Annotated in this window: 13 protein-coding genes; 5 read left to right on the top strand and 8 right to left on the bottom strand. The window is 70.0% G+C overall.

The window, feature by feature from the left end:
• Positions 1-171 precede the first annotated feature (171 nt).
• Positions 172-612, top strand: a complete 441-nt coding sequence (locus tag LPC04_RS10565; protein WP_275682179.1) for a response regulator — start codon at positions 172-174, stop codon at positions 610-612.
• A 39-nt stretch (positions 613-651) separates the two neighbouring features.
• Here the strand turns inward: LPC04_RS10565 and LPC04_RS10560 are convergent, their stop codons facing one another.
• The 4 genes from LPC04_RS10560 to LPC04_RS10545 form a co-directional block, all read right to left on the bottom strand.
• Positions 652-2,799: a response regulator gene (locus tag LPC04_RS10560; protein WP_275682178.1), complete on the bottom strand. Its 2,148-nt coding sequence runs from the start codon at positions 2,797-2,799 to the stop codon at positions 652-654.
• Positions 2,796-8,546, bottom strand: a complete 5,751-nt coding sequence (locus tag LPC04_RS10555) for a HAMP domain-containing protein (protein ID WP_420854718.1) — start codon at positions 8,544-8,546, stop codon at positions 2,796-2,798. Before LPC04_RS10555 ends, LPC04_RS10560 begins: the two co-directional genes overlap by 4 nt.
• A gap of 267 nt (positions 8,547-8,813) precedes the next feature.
• Positions 8,814-9,707: a YihY/virulence factor BrkB family protein gene (locus LPC04_RS10550; protein WP_275682657.1), complete on the bottom strand. Its 894-nt coding sequence runs from the start codon at positions 9,705-9,707 to the stop codon at positions 8,814-8,816.
• A gap of 64 nt (positions 9,708-9,771) precedes the next feature.
• Positions 9,772-10,689, bottom strand: a complete 918-nt coding sequence (locus LPC04_RS10545) for a hypothetical protein (protein ID WP_275682176.1) — start codon at positions 10,687-10,689, stop codon at positions 9,772-9,774.
• 112 nt (positions 10,690-10,801) lie between these two features.
• Here LPC04_RS10545 and LPC04_RS10540 point away from each other — a divergent pair, with 112 nt between their 5' ends.
• From LPC04_RS10540 to LPC04_RS10525, 4 genes are read left to right on the top strand one after another with little or no spacing between them, the layout of a single operon-like run.
• Positions 10,802-12,112 carry a DNA topoisomerase IB gene (locus LPC04_RS10540; RefSeq protein ID WP_338055434.1) on the top strand — a complete coding sequence of 437 codons (1,311 nt, stop codon included), beginning with the start codon at positions 10,802-10,804 and terminating at the stop codon, positions 12,110-12,112.
• The gene (locus tag LPC04_RS10535; RefSeq protein WP_275682175.1) at positions 12,045-12,458 is read left to right on the top strand and encodes a CBS domain-containing protein; all 414 of its coding nucleotides are present in this window, start codon (positions 12,045-12,047) and stop codon (positions 12,456-12,458) included. Before LPC04_RS10540 ends, LPC04_RS10535 begins: the two co-directional genes overlap by 68 nt.
• 5 nt (positions 12,459-12,463) lie before the next feature.
• Entirely contained in the window at positions 12,464-14,740 is a 2,277-nt protein-coding gene (locus LPC04_RS10530) for an AsmA family protein (protein ID WP_275682174.1), read from the top strand.
• 43 nt (positions 14,741-14,783) lie between these two features.
• Entirely contained in the window at positions 14,784-16,082 is a 1,299-nt protein-coding gene (locus LPC04_RS10525) for a cation:proton antiporter (RefSeq protein WP_275682173.1), read from the top strand.
• A 12-nt stretch (positions 16,083-16,094) separates the two neighbouring features.
• Here the strand turns inward: LPC04_RS10525 and LPC04_RS10520 are convergent, their stop codons facing one another.
• The 4 genes from LPC04_RS10520 to LPC04_RS10505 form a co-directional block, all read right to left on the bottom strand.
• The gene (locus LPC04_RS10520; protein ID WP_275682172.1) at positions 16,095-16,322 is read right to left on the bottom strand and encodes a hypothetical protein; all 228 of its coding nucleotides are present in this window, start codon (positions 16,320-16,322) and stop codon (positions 16,095-16,097) included.
• 32 nt (positions 16,323-16,354) lie between these two features.
• A complete protein-coding gene (locus tag LPC04_RS10515) occupies positions 16,355-16,798 on the bottom strand; it encodes a PRC-barrel domain-containing protein (protein ID WP_275682171.1) in 444 nt (147 codons plus the stop codon).
• Positions 16,799-16,904: 106 nt separating this feature from the next.
• Positions 16,905-17,393: a hypothetical protein gene (locus LPC04_RS10510; RefSeq protein ID WP_275682170.1), complete on the bottom strand. Its 489-nt coding sequence runs from the start codon at positions 17,391-17,393 to the stop codon at positions 16,905-16,907.
• The gene (locus LPC04_RS10505; RefSeq protein ID WP_275682169.1) at positions 17,386-17,817 is read right to left on the bottom strand and encodes a phage holin family protein; all 432 of its coding nucleotides are present in this window, start codon (positions 17,815-17,817) and stop codon (positions 17,386-17,388) included. The genes LPC04_RS10510 and LPC04_RS10505 overlap by 8 nt, the downstream gene beginning before the upstream one ends.
• Between the last annotated feature and the right edge of the window lie 5 nt (positions 17,818-17,822).

Below are 17,822 nucleotides of genomic sequence, written 5' to 3'. Positions count from 1 at the left end.
AACTGGCAAGCGACGTACCGCGGCCACGCGCGCGCAAGAGTTGCCGACGGTCGTGCCGGTTCCGATCCCTCAGTCCCCCTCAAAATGGGGGATCCGCGGGAACGCCGATTGCTCCACAGTCCCTCGGGTCGAGGTGACACGCCCGGCAAAGCCGGCCAGCAGGGGAACGAGATGCGTGATGTGGTGCTGTATGTCGAGGATCACCCGGTCAACGTGCTGCTGATGCAGACGGTGTTCGAGTTGAGGCCCGAACTGGAACTGGTGATCGCCATCGACGGGGCGTCTGCGATGGCCACCACCCTGCAGCTCAAGCCCTCGCTGCTGCTGCTGGACCTGCGCCTGCCCGATTGCCACGGCACGGAGCTGCTGGAGCGCATGCGCCGGGTGTCGGGCTGGGAGGAGATCCCGGCCATCGCCGTCACCGCCGAGGCGGAGTTCATGCCGGCCGGCACGACGTTCTGCGACGTCTGGCACAAGCCGTTGCGCGTGCCCACGCTGCTGACTCGCCTGGATCGCGTCATCGCGCCCAAGCCCGTGCGGCGCGAGTCGCCGCCCAGCCCCGCGGCCGGGCGCGCGCCGTCGCCGTTCTCGCGGACGACCTTCGCGACCTGAACGGGCCGCGTTCACGGCGCCGCCCCCCGCCGTCCGGCCTCAGCCCTCGATCATCTTCGCCAGCGCGTGCGGGTCGACGGGTTTGAGCATGTGCCCGTCGAAGCCCGCGTCGCGACCGCGCTGGCGGTCGCCCTGCTGGCCGTAGCCCGTCAAGGCGATCAACAGCGCGCCCGCGGTCTGCGGCGTCTGGCGCAGGCGGCGCGCCACCTCGTAGCCATCCATCAGCGGCAGGCCGATGTCCAGCAGCACGACGTCGGGCCGGAACTCGGTGGCGATGTGCAGCGCCTGCAGGCCGTCCTTGGCGCTGCGGACCTGATGGCCCGACAGCGACAGCAGCATCGTCGTCGTCTCGACGACGTCGACGTTGTCGTCGACCACGAGGATGCGACGCGCCACCGTCGCCGCCGGCAGCTGCTCGCTGCGCTCCGGCGCGACCGGCTCCTCGACATCGCCCAGGCACGGCAGCAGCACGCGGAACTGCGAGCCCTGCCCGGCCCCGGCACTCGTGGCCACCACCTCGCCGCCATGCAGCTGCACCAGGCGCTGCACCAGCGTCAGGCCCACGCCCAGGCCGCCCTGCGTGCGATCGAGCGCGCGCTTGCCCTGCTCGAACAGCTCGAACACGTGCGGCAGGAGATCGGCGTCGATGCCGATGCCGTTGTCGCTGACCTCCAGCAACGCGAACTCCCCGGGGCCGCCCGGCTCGTGCGCGACGCTGACCGAGATCGCACCGCCCTCGGGCGTGTACTTGATCGCGTTGGACAGCAGGTTGTTGACGACCTGCGCGAGCCGCGTGGCATCGCCGTTGAGGTTGACCGGCTTGTCCGGCAGCGACAGCGTCAGCGTCTGGTGGCGCTTGTGCAGCATGTCGCGCTGCGAGTCGATGGCCTGCGTCACCAGCGTCACGAGGTCGAGGCACTGCGTCTGCAGCACCACCTTGCCCTGGCTGATGCGCGCGACATCCAGCAGCTCGTCGACCAGCCGCGTCAGCTGGCGCACCTGGCGGTCGGTGACGTCGGCGGCCCAGCGCACCTTGGCCTCGGCCGGCGCGGCCAGTCGGATCAGTTCGACCGCGTTGCGGATCGGCGCGAGCGGATTGCGCAGCTCGTGGGCCAGCATCGCGAGGAATTCGTCCTTGCGCCGGCTGGCCTCCTCGAGGCGCGCCTCGGCCTGCCGCCGCTCGGCGATCTCCACCTGCAGCGCACCGTAGAGGCTGGCCGTGGCGAACGCGATCGCCGCGCGCGCGGCCACCTCGTCGAGCAGCGCGGCCGACAGCGCCGTCAGTTCGCCGTCGATCCACAGCCCGCCGATGAAGCGGTCGCCGTGGATCAGCGGCAGCATCTGCAACGCGCCGTCGACGAAATTGGCGGTGCGGGCAGGCGCGTCGGCCGGCGCCTCGAGCGCTTCGCGCAGCAGCGCGAAGTGCGCGCTGGGCAAGGCCGAGGGTGAAAGCTCGACGCTCGCGGCGTCGTCCTCGAACAGGCTGGACCGCGTGGCCGCGTGCGTGACGACGCCGCGCTCGTCGACCAGCGCCACCGTCGCATTGGCGGCCAGCGCCGGCACCACGTGCGTGAGCAGCGCGTGGATGCCCTGGCGCAGGTCGAGCACGCCACTCAGCGCATGGCTCAGCCCGGCGAGCAGGCTGGAGCGCCGCGTCGACTCCTCCGCCAGCCGCAGCGCCGCCTCGGACGCCGCCAGCGCGACGCGCTCCTCGGCCTGGCGCGCGATGCGGCGCTGCAGGATGTGCAGCTCGACGAACACGCGGATCTTCGAACGCAGAACCTCGGGCACCACGGGTGACGGGATGTAGTCGACCGCGCCCAGCGAATAGCCGCGCGCCGTCTGCATCTCGTCGGCGTACGACGTGATGAAGATGATGGGCGTGTGCGCGGCGCGCTTGTAGCGGCGGATCAGCGTGGCCGTCTCGAAGCCGTCCATGTCCGGCATGTTGACGTCCAGCAGGATCACCGCGAAGTCGCGCCGCAGGATCTGGCGCAGCGCGTCCGCGCCGGAGCGCGCGAAGACCAGGTTCTGGTTCAGGTCGCCCAGCACCGTCTCGAACACGAGCAGCTTCTCGGGCAGGTCGTCGACGATCAGGATGTCCGCGCGATCGGCCGGACCGTCGAGGCCGCCCCAGATGCTGGACGGTGCCGCGGCGGCCGCGGACGTTGCGGAAACGGCGCTCATCGGCACAGCCACCCCCTCAGCACGGACATCAGGTGGCGTGGATCGACCGGCTTGGAGATGTAGTCCCAGGCCCCCGCCTCGATGCACTTCTGGCGATCGCCTTTCATCGCCTTGGCCGTCACCGCCACCATCGGCAGCTCGCGGCCGCGCGGCAGCTTGCGGATCTCCTGCATCGTCGCGATGCCGTCCATCTCCGGCATCATGATGTCCATCAGCACGATGTCGATCGTCGGATCCTCCTGCACCAGCCGGATGGCCTCGCGGCCGTTGTCGGCCGACACGATGATCATGCCCTCCTCGTCCAGCACGGTGGCGAGCGCGAAGATGTTGCGCATGTCGTCGTCGACGATCAGCGCCTTGCGGCCCTTGAGCACGTCGCCGTCGACCATCAGGCCTTCGATCGCGTCGCGGTCGGCGTCCGACAGCGACGACGGGCTGCGATGCAGCCACAGCGCCGTCTGCATGCGCAGCTCGGGCAGCGAGCTGGCCTCCGCGATGGTCAATCCGGCGCGGCGCTGGTTCCAGTTGCCCGTCTCGCTTGCGCTGCCGTGGTACAGCACCACCGGCAGCTGGCAGATGCCGTGGCGCTCGGCGATGATGTCGAGGACGTCCTCGGGGCCGAAGTCGGCCAGCGTGTCCTCCACCACCAGCGCGTCGGCGCCGGCCAGCGCGTGGCGCGCGGACTCGCGATCCTCGGCGAGCACGACGTCGACGTCGGTGTCCAGCGTCGCGATGAACGCGCTGCGCCGCGCCGACGGCGGCATCACGACCGCCAGGCGCTTGGTGCCGCGCTCCGCGTAGGTGTGCAGCTGCGCGATGACGGCATCGGCCTCGTCGGAGGACTGCAGCGGCTTGGCCAGGAAGCCCAGCGCGCCGGACTGCAGCGCGCGGTCGCGCGCGTCGTCGGTCGAGACGACGCAGATCGGAATGTGCCGCGTCACGAGATCCCCCTTCAGGCGATCGAGGATTCGCCAGCCCGGCATGTCGGGCAGGTGGATGTCGAGCGTGATCACGGCCGGATGGAACTCGCGCGCCATCGTCAGCGCGCTCGCGCCCGTGCTGGTGACCAGGCCCTTGAAGCCGGCCGCGCGCGCGCTGGCGAGCAGGATGCGCGCGAAGGCCAGGTCGTTCTCGACGATGAGCAGCACGCGGTCGCCGGTGGCGATGTTGCCGCGGTCGTCGTCCGCCGCGTTGGCGAAGGCGACGGAATCGGCGGACTGCTTCTCGCGTTCCTCGTAGCGCCAGTCGCCGAGGCCGTCCTGCGATTCGCCGGCCGGCGCGCTGCGTGCGCGGGCGGTCGTCTCGGCTTCGGTCGCGACGGGCGCGGCCGGGCGTGCGTGACGCCCGCTGCGCGCGGGGTTGTAGCTCTGCGGCAGGTACAGCGTGAACTCGCTGCCCTTGCCCGGCGAGCTGACCAGGCGGATCTCGCCGCCCAGCAGCTTGGACAGCTCCCGGCTGATCGCCAGGCCCAGGCCGGTGCCGCCGTACTTGCGGGAGGTCGAGCCGTCGGCCTGCTGGAAGGCCTCGAAGATGATCTGCTGCTTGTCCGGCGAGATACCGATGCCCGTATCGCGCACCGAGAACGCCAGCACGGTGCCGGCGCGATGCAGCTCGTCGTTGTCCACCGACCAGCCGCTGGTGGCGGTGGAGATGCTGAACGTGACCTGCCCCTCGTGCGTGAACTTGAACGCGTTGGACAGCAGGTTCTTGATGATCTGCTGCAGACGCTTGACGTCGGTGACCATCGTCTTGGGCAGCGGATGGTTGAGTTCGACGACGAAGTCGACATGCTTGGACTCGGCGAAGTGGCGGAAGCCGCGTTCCACCGAGCGGTGCAGGTCGTCGACGCGCAGCTCGCTCGCGTCCACCGCGACCGTGCCGGACTCGATCTTCGAGAGGTCGAGGATGTCGTTGATCAGCATCAGCAGGTCGTTGCCGGACGAGTGGATCGTCTTCGAGAACTCCACCTGCTTGGCCGACAGGTTGCCGTCCGGGTTCTTGCACAGCTGGTCCGACAGGATCAGCAGGCTGTTGAGCGGGGTGCGCAGCTCGTGCGACATGTTGGCCAGGAACTCGGACTTGTACTTGGACGTCAGCGCGAGCTGTTCGGCCTTTTCTTCCAGCGCCTGCCGCGCCTGCTCCACTTCCTGGTTCTTGCGCTCGACCTCCTGGTTCTGGTGCGCCAGCAGCCGCGCCTTGTCGCCCAGCTCCTGGTTGGTCTGCTGCAGCTCCTCCTGGCGCGAGCCGAGTTCCTCGGCCAGCGACTGCGATTGCTTCAGCAGGTCCTCGGTGCGCGAGTTCGCCTCGATGGTGTTGATCACGATGCCGATCGACTCGGTCAGCTGGTCTAGGAAGGCCTCGTGCACCGGGTTGAAGCGCTCCAGCGATGCGAGCTCGAGCACCCCGCGCAGCTGGCCCTCGAACACGATGGGCAGCACCAGCACGTCCATCGCGGTGCTCTCGCTGAGGCCCGAGGCCACGCGGAACGCGCTGGAGGGCACATTGGTCAGCAGCACCTTGCGCTTGTCCACAGCGCATTGGCCGACCAGGCCCTCGCCGAGATGCACTTCCTTGCCATGCGTGTTCTGGCCGCCCGACGCGTAGCTCGCGAACAGGCGCAGCCGCGGCGCGTCGCTTGTCGCGTTGAGCACGTAGAACTCGGCCTGCTGTGCGCCCACCACCGGCGCCAGCTCGGACAGGATCAGATGGCCCACGGTCACCAGGTCCTTCTGGCCCTGCAGCATCCGGCTGAACTTGGCGAGGTTGGTCTTGAGCCAGTCCTGCTCGGTGTTCTTCTGCGTCGTGTCCTTGAGGTTGCGGATCATCTCGTTGATCGTGTCCTTCAGCGACGCGACCTCGCCCTGCGTCTCGACGGTGATCGAGCGCGTCAGGTCGCCCTGCGTCACCGCGGTGGCGACCTCGGCGATCGCGCGCACCTGCGTCGTGAGGTTGGCGGCGAGTTCATTGACGTTCTCGGTCAGCGCCTTCCACGTGCCCGACGCGCCCGGCACCTTGGCCTGGCCGCCCAGCTTGCCCTCGACGCCCACCTCGCGCGCCACGGTCGTCACCTGGTCGGCGAAGGTCGCGAGCGTCGACGTCATCGCGTTGATGGTGTCGGCCAGCGCGGCGATCTCGCCCTTGGCCTCCACGGTCAGCTTCAGCTTCAGGTCGCCGTCGGCCACGGCCGTCACGACCTTGGCGATGCCGCGCACCTGCGACGTGAGGTTGCCGGCCATGAAGTTAACGTTGTCGGTCAGGTCCTTCCACGTGCCCGACACGCCTTGCACCTGCGCCTGGCCGCCGAGACGCCCTTCGGTGCCGACCTCGCGCGCGACGCGCGTCACTTCCGCGGCGAAGGAGCGCAGCTGGTCGACCATCGTGTTGACGGTGGCCTTGAGTTCGAGGATCTCGCCCTTGACGTCGACGGTGATCTTCTTGGACAGGTCGCCCTGCGCCACGGCCTTGGTCACGTCGGCGATGTTGCGCACCTGGGACGTGAGGTTGCCGGCCATCGAGTTGACGGAGTCGGTCAGGTCCTTCCACGTGCCGGACACGCCCTGCACGTCCGCCTGGCCACCGAGCTTGCCTTCGGTACCCACCTCGCGTGCGACCCGCGTCACTTCCGCGGCGAACGACGACAGCTGGTCGACCATGGTGTTGATCGTGTTCTTCAGCTCGGAGATCTCGCCCTTGACGTCGACGGTGATCTTCTTCGACAAGTCGCCGGCCGCCACGGCCGTCGTCACTTCCGCGATGTTGCGCACCTGCGACGTCAGGTTGCCGGCCATGAAGTTCACCGACTCGGTCAAATCCTTCCACGTGCCCGCCACGCCCTGCACGTCGGCCTGGCCGCCGAGCTTGCCTTCGGTGCCGACCTCGCGTGCCACCCGCGTCACTTCGGCCGCGAACGATCGCAGCTGGTCGACCATGGTGTTGATCGTCGCCTTCAGCTCGAGGATCTCGCCCTTGACGTCCACGGTGATCTTCTTCGACAGGTCACCCGCCGCCACGGCCTTGGTCACGTCGGCGATGTTCCGGACTTGAGACGTGAGGTTGCCGGCCATCGAGTTCACGGAGTCGGTCAGGTCCTTCCACGTGCCCGACACGCCCTGCACGTCCGCCTGGCCGCCGAGACGCCCTTCGGTGCCGACCTCGCGCGCCACCCGCGTCACTTCCGCGGCGAACGACGACAGCTGGTCGACCATGGTGTTGATCGTGGCCTTCAGCTCGAGGATCTCGCCCTTGACGTCGACGGTGATCTTCTTGGACAGGTCGCCCGCCGCCACGGCCTTGGTCACGTCGGCGATGTTGCGCACCTGGGACGTCAGGTTCGACGCCATCGAGTTCACCGAGTCGGTCAGGTCCTTCCACGTGCCGGCCACGCCCTGCACCTCGGCCTGGCCGCCCAGCTTGCCTTCGGTGCCGACCTCGCGCGCGACCCGCGTCACTTCCGCGGCGAACGAGCGCAGCTGGTCGACCATGGTGTTGATCGTGTTCTTCAGCTCGGAGATCTCGCCCTTGACGTCGACGGTGATCTTCTTCGACAGGTCACCGGCCGCCACGGCCGTCGTCACCTCGGCGATGTTCCGGACCTGCGACGTGAGGTTGCCGGCCATGAAGTTGACCGACTCGGTCAGGTCCTTCCACGTGCCGGCCACGCCCTGCACGTCAGCCTGGCCGCCCAGCTTGCCTTCGGTGCCCACCTCGCGCGCCACCCGCGTCACTTCCGCGGCGAATGATCGCAGCTGGTCGACCATCGTGTTGACGGTGTTCTTCAGCTCGAGGATCTCGCCCTTGACGTCCACCGTGATCTTCTTGGACAGGTCGCCCTGCGCCACGGCCTTGGTCACCTCGGCGATGTTGCGCACCTGGGACGTGAGGTTGCCGGCCATCGAATTCACGGAGTCGGTCAAGTCCTTCCACGTGCCCGAGACGCCTTCGACGCGCGCCTGGCCGCCGAGCGAGCCTTCGGTGCCGACCTCGCGCGCCACCCGCGTCACTTCGGACGCGAACGAACGCAGCTGGTCGACCATGGTGTTGATCGTGTTCTTCACCGTCAGGAACTCGCCCTTGACGTCGACGTCGATCTTCTTGGAGAGGTCGCCCTTGGCCACGGCCGTCGTCACGTCGGCGATGTTGCGCACCTGGTCGGTCAGGTTGCCGGCCATCGAGTTGACGGAGTCGGTGAGATCCTTCCACGTGCCCGCCACGCCCTTGACCTTGGCCTGGCCGCCCAGCTTGCCTTCGGTGCCGACCTCGCGCGCCACGCGCGTCACTTCCGCCGAGAAGTTGCCGAGCTGGTCGACCATCTTGTTGATGGTCTTGGCCGTGCGCAGGAATTCGCCCTCGAGCGGACGCGCATCGACTTCCAGCGCCATGCTCTTGCTCAGGTCGCCCTGCGCCACGGCGCCGATCACACGCGCCACTTCGCTGGTCGGGTGCACGAGGTCGTCTATCAGCGAGTTGATGCAGTCGATCGACTCGCCCCAGAAGCCGCGCGCCTCGCGCAGCGACGCGCGCTGCTTGAGCTTGCCTTCCTTGCCGACCACCTGGCGCAGCCGCGCGAGCTCCTCGGCCATGTTGGCATTCTGCTCGACGACGTCGTTGAACGCATCGGCCACCCGGCCCGCGACGCCCGACCAGTGGATGGGCAATCGAACCGTCGGATCCCCCTTTCGAAGCTGCACCAAAGCGCCAAGCAGTTGCTGCATCTCAGTGGCGGGATCCGCCACGGGGCGGCTTTCCATGATGGTCATGAGCGTCGGTCTCCAGGTCGTCGTCGAGTGGCATGTCGGTTCAGGACATGCCACCTCGCGTTCGACTGCTCTGCAGTTTCCATGCCAGACGAGTCCTACACCGGTGCCGCTCCGCCTGGCCTGGTTTCACCGGGCGTAGCCGGGCGTGGCACGGGTTTCCACCCCCGTGGGCGCTCTCTTCATGCATCGTCTGATCGGTAGCTTTTACCGTATGGACTGCCGCGCTGGACGGTACTTCCTGTCCCGCTGAACGCGCGCTCAGGTCGGATGGATCACGAGATCGGCCGGCGGCGGTTTCGGCGCGTGCGCGACCAGGCGCTCGTATTCCGAGATCACCTGCGCGCCCAGCAGCACGAGCGTCGCGCCGAGCTCCAGGCTCAGCAGCACGACGATGGTGGTCGTCATCGAGCCGTAGACGACGCCCACCTGCGACAGCGTCGCGAAATACCAGACGAGCACGTGGCGCGTGACCTCCCACAGCAGCACCGCCGAGACGGCGCCCAGCAGCGCATGGCGAACGTCCAGCCGGCCGGCGGGCATGACGACGTAGATCGAGGTCAGCAGCACCGTCTCGCCGGCCAGTCCCAGCAGGTACAGCAGCAGGTGCGAGAAGCGACCGAGCGAGAACTCGCGGCCGAACAGGCCGATCTGGTACTCGCCGAGGTTGACCAGCGCCTCGGCGACCAGCGTCACCAGCAGCAGGCCGATCGCCAGGCAGGCCACGTAGACGTAGGGCATCAGCAGCTTCATCACCCACGAGCGCTGGCGATCGATGATGCGGTGCACGAAGATCACCGACAGCGCGTTCTCCAGCACCGCGAACGCCAGCGAGCTGAAGAACAGCATCGAGCCGAGCAGCAGCCAGCTGACGACGTCGCGGTGGTCGAGGAAGCCGTGCAGCTCGGTGACGACCGCGTTGGACTGGCTGGGCACCAGCCACGCGAGGTAGCGGCCGATGGTGGCCAGCAACTCGTGCTCGGGGATGACGTGCGACAACGCGATCACGCTGAGGATCAGCAGCGGGATGATGGACAGCAGCGCGTAATACGCGATCGCGCCGGCCAGCAGCAGGCCCTGGTTGGCGCGGAAGCCGCACAGCACGCGCCACGCGAACGCGCGCGGGTGCGCGAGGCATTGCTGCGCCGGCGTCATGTCGTGGCGCGGTGCGAAGACGGAGTCCTTGTCGGCCACGCAGCTTCCCTGGGGCGCACGCGGGTCAGCGCTGCGCCACGTCCTTCGGGGCCAGCGTGCTCGATTCCAGCGTCGCGACCGACTGGGTCGGCGCGCCCTGCTCGAACACCTCGGCGAAGGTCTTGCGCTCGGGGATCACGTAGGTCACGCCCGGGCGCTTGCCGAACACCGGCGAGATGTAGGCGTCGAAGAACGGGATCGGGATGTTGATGCACCCCCACGAGATGCGGCGCGCCTTCGGATTCGGGTTGGCCAGGTGCTGCAGGCGGTGCTCGGCCTTGACCTTGTTGATGACGCGGTGCATCGCGAGCGCCGCGTCGTAGTCCAGCCAGACGACGTCGGTGTGGTCGGCGTCCAGGCCGGGGCGCGTCACGAAGCGTCCGGCGGCGGTCGTGCGTTGGTAGGGCTTGACCTGCGCGATGGGCACGTCGCCGATGCCCGGGAAGGTCTCGTCGCCGTGCGCCGAGCCGAGCAGCACGGGCGTGTCGCCGACCAACTCGCCATTCGGCTTGAAGACGTAGAGGCGCGCGTCGCGCTTGTCGAGGACGACGAAGGACATGCGGCCGTTGTCGTGGCGCGCGACGACCCAGTCGGCCATGTGGCGGGCGTCGGGCGTCGGCTCCGAGTCCTTGAAATCGGCCGCGGTGAGCGTGGGCATCTGCGGCGGCGGTGCCACCGGGCCCGCGGACGGCGCCGCCGTGCCGGGATAGCGGTCCTCGAGGATCGCGAGCGCGCGTTCGGCCTCGGCCCGGCGGGCACTCTCGGCGGCCAGGTCGGGGCGGGGCTGCTGCAGCGTCATCGCGAAGTGGATCGCGACGATCGCCAGCGCGCCGGCGGCCGGGCCGACCAGGCCCATGATCAGCAGGTCGCGCAGGCGCCGGACGAGGCGCTGGAACAGGCCGTCGTCGCCGTATTGGCGGGTGTCGGCGGGGCGTTGGGGCATCGGATGGCGGCGCGGCGCCGGGTCTGCGAAGGTATTGGCGGACATGGTGCGGCCTGCACGGCAAGCCGCGAGCCCACCCCGACGGCACGCGGCCTGCCATGGCGAGCCCACCATGACCCGCACGCCCGCCGCCCGCCGCCGCCATCAGCCGTCCGCGCAGCCCGCCCACGTGGCCGACGCGCCGGAAACCGTGCCCGCGGGCCTGGTCTGGGTCAGCGATGCGGAGCCCGGCCTGCGACGCGTCAAGCGCGGCGACCTCGTCCACTACCTCGACGCCGCCGGCAAGCGCGTGCGCGACGAGGCGGTGCTCGCGCGCATCCGCAAGCTGGCGATTCCGCCGGCGTACGAGCAGGTGTGGATCTGCGCCCAGGCCAACGGCCACCTGCAGGCCACGGGCCGCGACGCCCGCGGCCGCAAGCAGTACCGCTACCACCCGCAATGGCAGCAGCAGCGCGGCGACGACAAGTTCGAGGCGATGCGCGCGTTCGGCGCCGCGCTGCCGCGGATCCGTCGCTGCGTCCAGCGCGACCTCGCCGCCCACGACGGCCGCCGCCCGACCCGCACGCTGGTGCTGGCCACGCTGGTGCGCCTGCTCGACACCACCTTCATCCGCATCGGCAACGAGGAATACGCGCGCGGCAACGGCTCGTATGGCCTGACGACGCTGCGCACCCGCCACGCCGGCGTGCGCGAGGGCGAGCTGCGGCTGTCGTTCAAGGGCAAGAGCGGCGTGCGCCACGAGGTGACGCTGTCGGACCGCCGGGTCGCGGCCGTCGTGCGCCGCTGCAAGGCGCTGCCGGGCCAGGAGCTGTTCCAGTACGCCGACGACGAGGGCGGCCTGCACAAGGTGACCTCGGCCGACGTCAACGACTACCTCAGCGAGATCGCCGGCGCGCGCGTCACGGCCAAGGACTTCCGCACCTGGCACGGCAGCGTGCTGGCCCTCGAGTTCACGCGCGCGGCCTGCGCCGGCGAGCGCGTGCCGGGGGCCGCCAAGCAGGTGATCGCGCAGGTCGCGGCGCGGCTGCGCAACACGGTGGCGGTCTGCAGGAAGTCCTACATCCATCCCAAGGTGCTGGAGCTCGGCGCGCTGCTGGGCGACGACGAGGCGCGTGCCGCGCTGCTGCAGCAACGCTGGACGAAGGCCGCCGAAGCCGCGCGCGGCCGGGCGCTGTCGGCAGCCGAACGGCGCCTGCTGGCGCTGCTGGGGCCGCTCACGCCGCGCCGTGCAACTCGAAACAAGTCAATGCAGCGGACGCGCGCCGACGGGAGCGGCATTTGCCCGACGGCCCCCGACCATTCCGTCGCCAACGCCCCGCATCGCAAGGCCTCCCATGCAGAAGATCTCGGATTTCATGACGCGCAACGTGCAGGTCGTCCGCCCCGACGAGAGCCTGCAGCGAGCCGCGCAAGTGATGGATGAGCTCAACGTCGGCGCCCTGCCCGTCTGCGACAAGAGCGGCCTCGTCGGCATGATCACCGACCGTGACATCACCGTGCGCGCCACGGCCGCCGGCCTGCCCGCCAACACCCGCGTGGCCGACGTGATGACCGACCACGCCCGCTGGTGCACCGGCGAGCAGACGGTGCAGGAGGCGATGCAGCAGATGTCCGACGTGCAGATCCGCCGCATGCCGGTCGTCGATGCCGAGAACCGCGTCGTCGGCATCGTGTCGCTGGGCGACCTCGCGATGCGCCACCAGGGCCACGTCGCGGCGGCGCTGCGCCGCATCTCCGATCCGTCGATGCCGGACCGGCCGTCGAACTGACCGCGATGGATCGCGCGAACCCTGATTCGAGCAAACACCGCTGGCGCAACGCCGGCCTCGGCGTGCTGGGCGTCGTCGTCCTGCTGGTGGTCGCGATCTGCGTCTGCGAGGCCGTCGAATGGCCCTTCCTGCGCCATCCGCTGGAGAACAAGCTCTCGCAGATCCTCGATCGGCCCGTTGCCTTCGGCGACCAGTTCGGCGTGCGCCTGTTCGGCTCCGTGCGCGCGCACACCGACTCGATGACCATCGGCCCCGCGCCCGCCAACGGCCCGACGCTGGTGGACGACGCCGGCAAGCCGCGCGACTTCATGCATGCGAGCAACGTCAAGCTGGCGCTGGGCTATCGCACGTTGTACGAGCAGTGGAAGGGCACCGGCCAGCCGATCGCCGTGAAGCTGCTGGACGTCGACGGCCTCGAGCTGAACCTCAAGCGCAACGCCGACGGCCACGCCAACTGGCAGTTCGGTGCCGCGCAGCCCGCGACGTCCGCCAGCTCCGCGCAGTTGCCGAGCTTCGAGCGCCTGAACGTGCGCAACGGTGCGGTGCGCATCGTCGACGAGCCGCTGCAGATCACTGCCGACGCCCGCGTCACCACGCGCGAGGGCACGGCCGAGGCCGCGGCCATCGCGGCCTCGGGCGCGTCGACGCCGCAGGTGCGCGTCGCCACGGTCGGATCGACGACCCTCGCCGGCTCGGCGCCGATCGCCGCGTCCGGCGGCACCGCCACTCCCGCGCGCCAGCCGCTCGCCATCGACGACGACACGCCGGGCCTGCAGGTCGACGGCAAGGGCACGTACCGCAAGGCGCCGCTGCTGATCCAGCTGCGCTCCAGCGGCCTGCTGCCGCTCGCGGCGTCCGACTCCGCGGCCGTCTCGGTGCCGCTGTGGCTGGACGTCAACGCCGACAGGACCCACATCCGCGTCGACGGCACCGCCACCGACCTGCTGCACTTCGGCGGCATGGACGCGACCTTCGTCGCTTCGGGGCCGTCGCTGGCCGCCGTCGGCGACGCGCTGGGCGTCACGCTGCCGACGACCGCGAAGTTCGCCACGCACGGCCGCCTGCGGAAGCACGGCAGCGTGTGGGACGCCGGGATCGCCGCGATGGACATCGGCACCAGCCGCCTCAACGGCAGCTTCAAGTTCGACAACGGCCCCGACGTCCCGGTGCTGACCGGCACGCTGGGCGGCGCGCGCCTCGCGCTGGCCGACCTGGGCCCCGCCTTCGGCGCGGCGCCGCCGGATGCGCCGGCCTCGGCGTCCAACGCCAAGCCCGGCAAGGTGATCCCCGACCGCGCCTTCGACATCCCGTCGCTGAAGGCGATGAACGCCGACGTCGGCGTGCAGCTCGCGGTGCTCGATCTCGGCACCAGGCTGCTCGAGCCGTTCAAGCCGCTGCAGGGCCGCATCACGCTGCAGGACGGGGTGCTGAACCTGAAGGAACTGCTGGCGCGCACCTCGGCCGGCGAGGTGCAGGGCGGCATCGGCCTGGACAGCCGCCCCGCCGTGCCGAAGTGGAACGCCGACCTGCGCTGGAGCGGCATCCAGCTCGATCGCTTCCTGAAGGCGCGCGACGTCGCGGTGCACAAGGACGCCAGCGGCGCCAAGGCCGATGTCGGCTACATCAGCGGCGCGCTCGGCGGCAACGCGCAGCTCAAGGGCGAAGGCAACTCGAGCGCGAAGCTGCTCGCGTCGCTGGACGGCACCGCGCGGCTGTGGGTGCGCGACGGGACGGTGTCGCACATCCTCGTCGAGGCCGCCGGCATCGACGTGGCGCAGGCGCTGGGCGTATTCGTCAAGGGCGACGACAAGCTGCCGATGCAGTGCGCGCTGGCGCAGTTCGATCTCGTCAACGGCAAGGTGATGCCCGAGGTGTTCGTCATCGACACCAAGGACACGACGATGCTGATCGACGGCGACCTGTCGCTGGCCGCCGAGACGCTCGATCTGCGCATGACCGCGCACCCGCACGACACCAGCCCGCTGGCGCTGCGCACGCCGGTCAAGGTGACGGGCACGTTCGACGACCCGCACATCCGCCCCGAGGCCAAGCCGCTGGTCAAGCGCGGCGTGGCGGCGGTCGGCCTGTCGCTGATCAACCCGCTGGCGGCGTTGCTGGCGCTGGTGGACTTGCGGCAGCAGGAGCGCGACGTCTGCACCGCGGCCGTCTCGCATGTCCAGGGCGCGGCCGCGGCCGGCGTGAAGACGGGCCCGGCCACCGCGCCGCCGGTCGCCGCCTCGTCGCCAGCGGCCAAGCTCGCGCCCCCGCGCAAGGGCGCGTGACGCGCGCGCGACCGCGCGCGGGACGCCCCGGCGGGCGAGCACCATGTTGACCGCCACGCTGCTGCTGCTGGGCGCCGTGCTGCTGGCGATGTGCCTGCTGGAGCTGCACGTCACCCGCCTGCCGATGTCGCCGGCCACCGTGTACCTGGCCGTCGGCTGGATCGCCGGCTGGATGGTGCGCTCCCGCGTCATGACGCCGCCGACGGCGCCGGAGCGGGCCGACATGCTGGTGATCATCACCGAGACAGCGGTGCTGATCTCGCTGTTCGCCGTCGGCCTGCAGCTGCGCGTGCCGTGGACGCTCAAGGGCTGGCGCGTCGCCGCGATCCTGGCCAGCGCCACGATGCTGGTCACGATCGCGCTGGCAACGCTGGCCGGCGTCTGGCTGATGCCGGGACTGGGCTGGGGCGGCGCGGTGCTGCTGGCCGGCATCCTCGCGCCGACCGACCCGGTGCTGGCCTCGGAGGTGCAGATCCGCTCGCGCATCGACCGCGACGCCGGGCGCGTCGCACTGACCGCCGAGGGCGGCCTCAACGACGGCACATCGCTGCCCGCGGTCATGCTGGGCCTGGGCCTGCTGGGTATCGGCGATCTCGGCGCGCACGGCCTGCGCTGGCTCTGGATGGACCTGGTCTGGCCGATCGCCGGCGGCGCGTTGCTCGGCTGGGCCTTCGGCCACGTCCTCGGCAATCTCGTGCGCGGCCTGATGCGCCGCGGCCACGAGCTGCGCTGGGACGAGCTGCTCTATCTGGGCATCATCACGGTCGCCTACGGGCTGTCGCGCCTGACGGAGACCTCGTCGTTCCTGTTCGTGTTCGCGGCGGCGCTGGGCCTGTTCCATCGGCATTCGCAGCAGGCGTCCCCGTCGCTGGCGCCGGTGGGCGCGCAGACGGACGAACTGTCCGATCGCCTGCTTGCGTTCGGCGAGCGCTGCGGGCGGCTGGTCGAGGTGGTGATGGTGCTGCTGATGGGATTCGCGATGCCGTGGGTGCAGTGGCGCGGCGAGCCGCTGGCGTATGCCGCGCTGCTGCTCGTCGTGATTCGCCCGCTCAGCGTGTTCCTGACCCAGCCCGGGCTGCCGAAGACGCAGCGCCGCATCGTCGCCTGGTTCGGCATCCGCGGCGTCGGCTCGCTGTTCTACCTGGCGCTGGCGATCGACTCGGGGCTGTCGCCGGCACTGTGTGCCGACCTGGTCAACGCGACGTTGCCGGCGATCGCGCTGTCGGTGCTGCTGCACGGCGTGTCGGCGACGCCGCTGATGGCGATCTATCGCCGGCGCCGGGTGCGGCAGGAGCGCGAGAAGCGGCGCATCGAGCGCCGGGCGCGCGCGAGCCCGCCTTGACCGCAGGACGGCTCAGACGCCGCCGTGCGCGAGATCCGGATCGTTGACCGCCGCCGGCGCCACCTTCACGCCCGGCCCCGGGCCGCCGGTGGGCAGGCCACCGCCCTCGCCTTCCCAGGTCTGCACCTCTTCAGGCTTGGCCGCCGGCTTCGCGTGGAAGCGCGCGGTGTGAACCTTGTTGACGCGCGTCAACGCGGCGTAGGCGATGGTGATCAGGGCCAGGCTGGTGAGCAGTCGCATGGTGGTCTCCCGCGCCGGTCGAGGGCGCCAAGTCAGTGGACGTAATAACGGCGGTTGTCGGCGAGCCAGCGGTCGTCGCCGAGGTTGGGCCAGGTCTTGGAAGTGAATCCGGGGGTGGCCTGCAGGTGGGCCTTGTCGATGTCGAGGATGTGGTCGTCCTTAGGGCCCAGCGTCAGCGCGTCCCAGGGCACCGCATGCAGCCGGTCACCGACGCCGAGGAAGCCGCCGGTGGACACGATCGCCAGCTTGATGGTGCCGCGGTCGTCAACCACCAAGTCGCGGATGTCGCCGATCTTGTCGCCGGTCTTGTTGCGCACGTCCGATCCGATGACCTTGCTGAGACGGTGCGAGCGTTCCCAGTCGTGGCGCTCGGCGGGTGTCATCGAGGGCGCGTTGGCCTGGGCGAAGGCCGACATGGTCGACATCAACAGGGTTGCGGCGATGGCAGCGGCCGTCAGGACGCGGGCGTGGGTCATGGTTCCTCTCGTGATTGAGGCAGGGACTGTGACCAGGCCCCGCGGGCGATATGGCAAGTGCCATGCCCGACAGTAAACCAGTTCTTGGCGTCCGCGCAAGCGCTGCTCAGGAGGCCTGCGCCTGCCGCGGCTTGCGCCGGAACAGCTTGCCCAGCAGCGGCGCGAGGAACGTCAGCACGGTGCTCGCGGTGCCCGGCGTGACGGTGCGCCGCCAAGCGCGCGGCAGCATCGGCCACAGCAGCGGCAACAGCCCGGCCAGCGTGAAGCCGGCGTCGCGGAACAGGTGCTCGAAGGTCGCGTGCGAGTCGGCGTCCGGTGCCGCGGCCGGCTGCGGCGGCGGTGCGTTCTTGCGGTTGTGCCGGTTGATCCACCAGGTCAGCGCGAAGGTGCCCAGGCCCAGCAGCAGGCCGCCGCCGGCGTTCTTCAGCGCCTGCGTCCTGACGCGCCGAACCACCGCATCGGTGCGACGCCGGATGCGCAAGTCGCGCGCGATGACGGCCTGTTCGGCGAGCGCGATCTGGGTCTCGAGATCGATCTCGACGACCCGCGCCCCGATCTCGGGATATTTCCTGTGCGGGGAAGCGGCGTCAGCCATGGGACGAATCGCTTTCTTCTCGACGCTCGAACGCATCCGAATCGGTCAGCCGGCGCAGCGTCGCGGGCAGCGCGAGCAGCGGCGCCAGCGCCTTCACGCGCATCAACGCCCAGACGGCGGCCGAGAGGTTGACGAACAGCACCAGCAGCACGATCCAGGGCCACTTGAGGCCGACCGCGAGGAAGGCCTCGGCCAGCCCGATCCACAGCGTGATCCACGCGGTGGCGAACAGGATGGCAGCCAGCAGGCCCAGCGCCACCATCTGCCCCAGCGCGTTGGACGCGCGCCGCAGCTCGAGCGACAGCAGGTGGACGCGATCGCTCAGCAGCCCGGGCAGGTCGGCGAACAACGCACCGATCGCCTTGGGCAGCGACTCGACTTCGTCGGGTGGCGCCTCGGGCGGCGTCGGTGCGTCATGGTCCATGGACG

The sequence above is a fragment of the Scleromatobacter humisilvae genome (assembly GCF_023231945.1).
GTDB lineage: Bacteria > Pseudomonadota > Gammaproteobacteria > Burkholderiales > Burkholderiaceae_C > Scleromatobacter > Scleromatobacter humisilvae.
This window is presented reverse-complemented; position numbering and strand designations above follow the sequence as displayed.